This window comes from Dietzia aurantiaca, assembly GCF_021033825.1.
Taxonomy (GTDB): domain Bacteria; phylum Actinomycetota; class Actinomycetes; order Mycobacteriales; family Mycobacteriaceae; genus Dietzia; species Dietzia aurantiaca.
Genome location: NZ_JAIFXZ010000026.1, coordinates 1 through 5,355, shown reverse-complemented (window position 1 = coordinate 5,355; position 5,355 = coordinate 1). Strand labels below are relative to the sequence as shown.

3 rRNA genes are annotated in these 5,355 nt (G+C 56.4%); all 3 read right to left on the bottom strand.

What is annotated here, in order from left to right:
• Positions 1–4: 4 nt before the first annotated feature.
• Positions 5–121: ribosomal RNA gene (rrf, locus tag K3888_RS17435) — 5S ribosomal RNA — on the bottom strand.
• Between the two features lie 99 nt (positions 122–220).
• Positions 221–3,317 (bottom strand): 23S ribosomal RNA (locus K3888_RS17430).
• A gap of 346 nt (positions 3,318–3,663) precedes the next feature.
• Positions 3,664–5,181, bottom strand: a 16S ribosomal RNA gene (locus tag K3888_RS17425).
• The 16S, 23S and 5S rRNA genes sit together here, the layout of an rRNA operon.
• Between the last annotated feature and the right edge of the window lie 174 nt (positions 5,182–5,355).

Sequence of the window (5,355 nt, the reverse complement as noted above, 5' to 3'; positions counted from 1 at the left end):
TTGTGTTCGGCGGTGACCTACTCTCCCACACCCTCGCGAGTGCAGTACCATCGGCGCTGGCAGGCTTAGCTTCCGGGTTCGGAATGGGACCGGGCGTTTCCCTGCCGCTATGGCCGCCGTAACTCTGTGAAACAAGGCCCGGCCACACGTGTGTGTGGCGGGTGTGTTGTTTCAGATACTGCACAGTGGACGCGAACTTGTCTTTTTGAAAACTTGTTGTGTGTGTAAGCCCTCGGCCTATTAGTACCGGTCACCTCCACGCATTGCTGCGCTTCCAGTTCCGGCCTATCAACCCCATGGTCTGTGGGGGGCCTTAACCACGCGATGGTGGTGAGAAACCTCATCTTGGAACAGGCTTCCCGCTTAGATGCTTTCAGCGGTTATCCCTTCCGAACGTAGCTAACCAGCGATGCTCCTGGTGGAACAACTGGCACACCAGAGGTTCGTCCGTCCCGGTCCTCTCGTACTAGGGACAGCTTTCCGCAAGTTTCTTACGCGCGCGGCGGATAGAGACCGAACTGTCTCACGACGTTCTAAACCCAGCTCGCGTGCCGCTTTAATGGGCGAACAGCCCAACCCTTGGGACCTACTCCAGCCCCAGGATGCGACGAGCCGACATCGAGGTGCCAAACCATCCCGTCGATATGGACTCTTGGGGAAGATCAGCCTGTTATCCCCGGGGTACCTTTTATCCGTTGAGCGACACCGCTTCCACTTGCCGGTGCCGGATCACTAGTCCCGACTTTCGTCCCTGCTCGACGTGTCAGTCTCACAGTCAAGCTCCCTTGTGCACTTGCACTCAACACCTGATTGCCATCCAGGCTGAGGGAACCTTTGGGCGCCTCCGTTACTCTTTGGGAGGCAACCGCCCCAGTTAAACTACCCACCAGGCACTGTCCCTAACCCAGATCATGGGCCGAGGTTAGACGGTCAATACGATCAGAGTGGTATTTCAACAACGACTCCACACACACTGGCGTGCATGCTTCACAGTCTCCCACCTATCCTACACAAACCGAATCGAACGCCAATACCAAGCTATAGTAAAGGTCCCGGGGTCTTTTCGTCCTGCCGCGCGTAACGAGCATCTTTACTCGTAGTGCAATTTCGCCGAGTCTGTGGTCGAGACAGCAGAGAAGTCGTTACGCCATTCGTGCAGGTCGGAACTTACCCGACAAGGAATTTCGCTACCTTAGGATGGTTATAGTTACCACCGCCGTTTACTGGGGCTTAAATTCTCAGCTTCGCCTTGCGGCTAACCGGTCCTCTTAACCTTCCAGCACCGGGCAGGCGTCAGTCCGTATACATCGACTTACGTCTTCGCACGGACCTGTGTTTTTAGTAAACAGTCGCTTCTCTCTGGTCTCTGCGACCACCCCCAGCTCAGGCCGTCAAGACCGTCACCGGGCGTGGTCCCCCTTCTCCCTAAGTTACGGGGGCATTTTGCCGAGTTCCTTAACCACAGTTCTCTCGATCGCCTTGGTATTCTCTACCTGACCACCTGTGTTGGTTTGGGGTACGGGCCGTGTATGAACTCACTAGAGGCTTTTCTCGGCAGCATAGGATCACTGAATTCCCCACAACGGGTATGCATCAAGTCTCAGCCTTCATGCGACACGGATTTGCCTATGTCGCGGCCTACACTCTTACACCAGTACAACCACTGACTGGCCCAGCTACCTTCCTGCGTCACCCCATCGCTTGGCTACTACCAGATCAGGTCCCGCGCATCCACCTCACGACACCCCGAAGGGTGTTCCAGAGGATTCAGGGCGGTTAGTATCACTGATTCACCATGGGCGCGCATACACGGGTACGGGAATATCAACCCGTTGTCCATCGACTACGCCTGTCGGCCTCGCCTTAGGTCCCGACTCACCCTGGGCAGATTAGCTTGACCCAGGAACCCTTGGTCATCCGGCGGACGAGTTTCTCACTCGTCATTCGCTACTCATGCCTGCATTCTCACTCGTGTGGCCTCCACACCTGGATCACTCCGGCGCTTCTATGGCCACACGACGCTCCCCTACCCACCCACACACCTGCCCGGAGGAGGTTATTGTGTGAGTGCCGCGGCTTCGGCGGTGTACTTGAGCCCCGCTACATTGTCGGCGCAGGACCACTTGACCAGTGAGCTATTACGCACTCTTTCAAGGGTGGCTGCTTCTAAGCCAACCTCCTGGCTGTCTCAGCGATCCCACATCCTTTTCCACTTAGTACACGCTTAGGGGCCTTAGCCGGCGATCTGGGCTGTTTCCCTCTCGACTACGAAGCTTATCCCCCGCAGTCTCACTGCCGCACTCTCACACCTCGGCATTCGGAGTTTGGCTGACGTCAGTAACCTTGTAGGGCCCATCGGCCATCCAGTAGCTCTACCTCCGAGGTGAAACATGCGACGCTGCACCTAAATGCATTTCGGGGAGAACCAGCTATCACGGAGTTTGATTGGCCTTTCACCCCTACCCACAACTCATCCCCTCAGTTTTCAACCTAAGTGGGTTCGCGCCTCCACGACGTCTTACCGTCGCTTCACACTGGCCATGGGTAGATCACTCCGCTTCGGGTCTAGAGCATGCCACTCAAACGCCCTATTCGGACTCGCTTTCGCTACGGCTTCCCCACACGGGTTAACCTCGCGACATACCACTAACTCGCAGGCTCATTCTTCAAAAGGCACGCCATCAGCCCGAAAGCCTCTGACGGTTTGTAAGCACACGGTTTCAGGTACTATTTCACTCCCCTCCCGGGGTACTTTTCACCATTCCCTCACGGTACTAATCCGCTATCGGTCACCAAGAAGTATTTAGGCTTACCGGGTGGTCCCGGCAGATTCACAGCAGATTTCACGGGCCCGCTGCTACTTGGGTACACAAATCGCTCCGCCACAAGGCTTTCAGGTACGGGACTCTCACCCTCTCCGGCCGACCCTTCCAAGTCGTTCCCCTAACCCGCGATCAATCAGCGCCCGGTCCGGCAGAACCAAGGACATCATGCCCCACAACACCACACACGCAACCCCTGCCGGGTATCACACGCATGCGGTTTAGCCTCCTCCGCGTTCGCTCGCCGCTACTGACGGAATCACTGTTGTTTTCTCTTCCTGCGGGTACTGAGATGTTTCACTTCCCCGCGTTCCCTCCACGCACCCTATGTATTCAGATGCGGGTAACACGCCATCACGCGTGCTGGGTTTCCCCATTCGGACACCCTCGGATCACAGCTCGTTTGGCAGCTCCCCGAGGCTTATCGCAGCCTACTACGTCCTTCATCGGCTCTTGGTGCCAAGGCATCCACCGTGTGCTCTTACACACTTACATTCACAAAACAATTAAAGATGCTCGCGTCCACTGTGCAGTTCTCAAACAACACACACCAACCCCACCCACACCCGGGCCAACAGGCCACAAGCATCTCGGGAATCAGTGCCATCAGAAACAACCCGAACCCCCACAGGGGCTCGACGGTGTTGTTTCAGACACCCAACAGTGTGTTTCATCCGGACCACGCTCCCCCACACACGCCAGCCCTGAGCCGGCGCCCGATGAGATCAAGGCGAGTCCTACGCGATAGTGTTCCACCCAATTGAGCCACCTGGCGCACCACAGTCGGGCACGAACCAGACGCTAACTCTGACCACACCAAGGTGTGGTGAGTGCTCCTTAGAAAGGAGGTGATCCAGCCGCACCTTCCGGTACGGCTACCTTGTTACGACTTCGTCCCAATCGCCGATCCCACCTTCGACGGCTCCCTCCACAAGGGTTGGGCCACCGGCTTCGGGTGTTACCGACTTTCATGACGTGACGGGCGGTGTGTACAAGGCCCGGGAACGTATTCACCGCAGCGTTGCTGATCTGCGATTACTAGCGACTCCGACTTCATGGGGTCGAGTTGCAGACCCCAATCCGAACTGAGACCAGCTTTAAGGGATTCGCTCCACCTCACGGTATCGCAGCCCTCTGTACTAGCCATTGTAGCATGTGTGAAGCCCTAGACATAAGGGGCATGATGATTTGACGTCATCCCCACCTTCCTCCGAGTTGACCCCGGCAGTCTCTCACGAGTCCCCACCATTACGTGCTGGCAACATGAGACAGGGGTTGCGCTCGTTGCGGGACTTAACCCAACATCTCACGACACGAGCTGACGACAACCATGCACCACCTGTATACAAGCCACAAGGGAAACGACATCTCTGCCGTCGTCCTGTATATGTCAAGCCTAGGTAAGGTTCTTCGCGTTGCATCGAATTAATCCACATGCTCCGCCGCTTGTGCGGGCCCCCGTCAATTCCTTTGAGTTTTAGCCTTGCGGCCGTACTCCCCAGGCGGGGCGCTTAATGCGTTAGCTACGGCACGGAAGTCGTGGAAGACCCCCACACCTAGCGCCCACCGTTTACGGCATGGACTACCAGGGTATCTAATCCTGTTCGCTACCCATGCTTTCGCTCCTCAGCGTCAGTTACTACCCAGAGACCCGCCTTCGCCACCGGTGTTCCTCCTGATATCTGCGCATTTCACCGCTACACCAGGAATTCCAGTCTCCCCTGTAGTACTCAAGTCTGCCCGTATCGCCTGCACGCCCCCAGTTAAGCTGGAGGATTTCACAGACGACGTGACAAACCGCCTACGAGCTCTTTACGCCCAGTAATTCCGGACAACGCTCGCACCCTACGTATTACCGCGGCTGCTGGCACGTAGTTGGCCGGTGCTTCTTCTGCAGGTACCGTCACTTGCGCTTCGTCCCTACTGAAAGGGGTTTACAATCCGAAGACCGTCATCCCCCACGCGGCGTCGCTGCATCAGGCTTCCGCCCATTGTGCAATATTCCCCACTGCTGCCTCCCGTAGGAGTCTGGGCCGTGTCTCAGTCCCAGTGTGGCCGATCACCCTCTCAGGCCGGCTACCCGTCGTCGCCTTGGTAGGCCATTACCCCACCAACAAGCTGATAGGCCGCGGGCTCATCCTGCACCGAAAAACTTTCCAACCCCAGACCATGCGGCCAGAGCTCATATCCGGTATTAGACCCAGTTTCCCAGGCTTATCCCGAAGTGCAGGGCAGATTACCCACGTGTTACTCACCCGTTCGCCACTCGTGTACCCCCGAAAGGGCCTTACCGTTCGACTTGCATGTGTTAAGCACGCCGCCAGCGTTCGTCCTGAGCCAGGATCAAACTCTCCATAAAAGCTTCTCAGCACTACGAAAAGCACAATCCAAGCAAACAAACAAACCAAAAACTGGCTGTTGTAAAAAACGCGACCCCCACGACAGGGATGTGAAAGGGTCGCAACCAAACAAAAAATTTGGCACTATCACAAACAAAACACACTGTTGAGTTCTCAAACAACACCCACACACC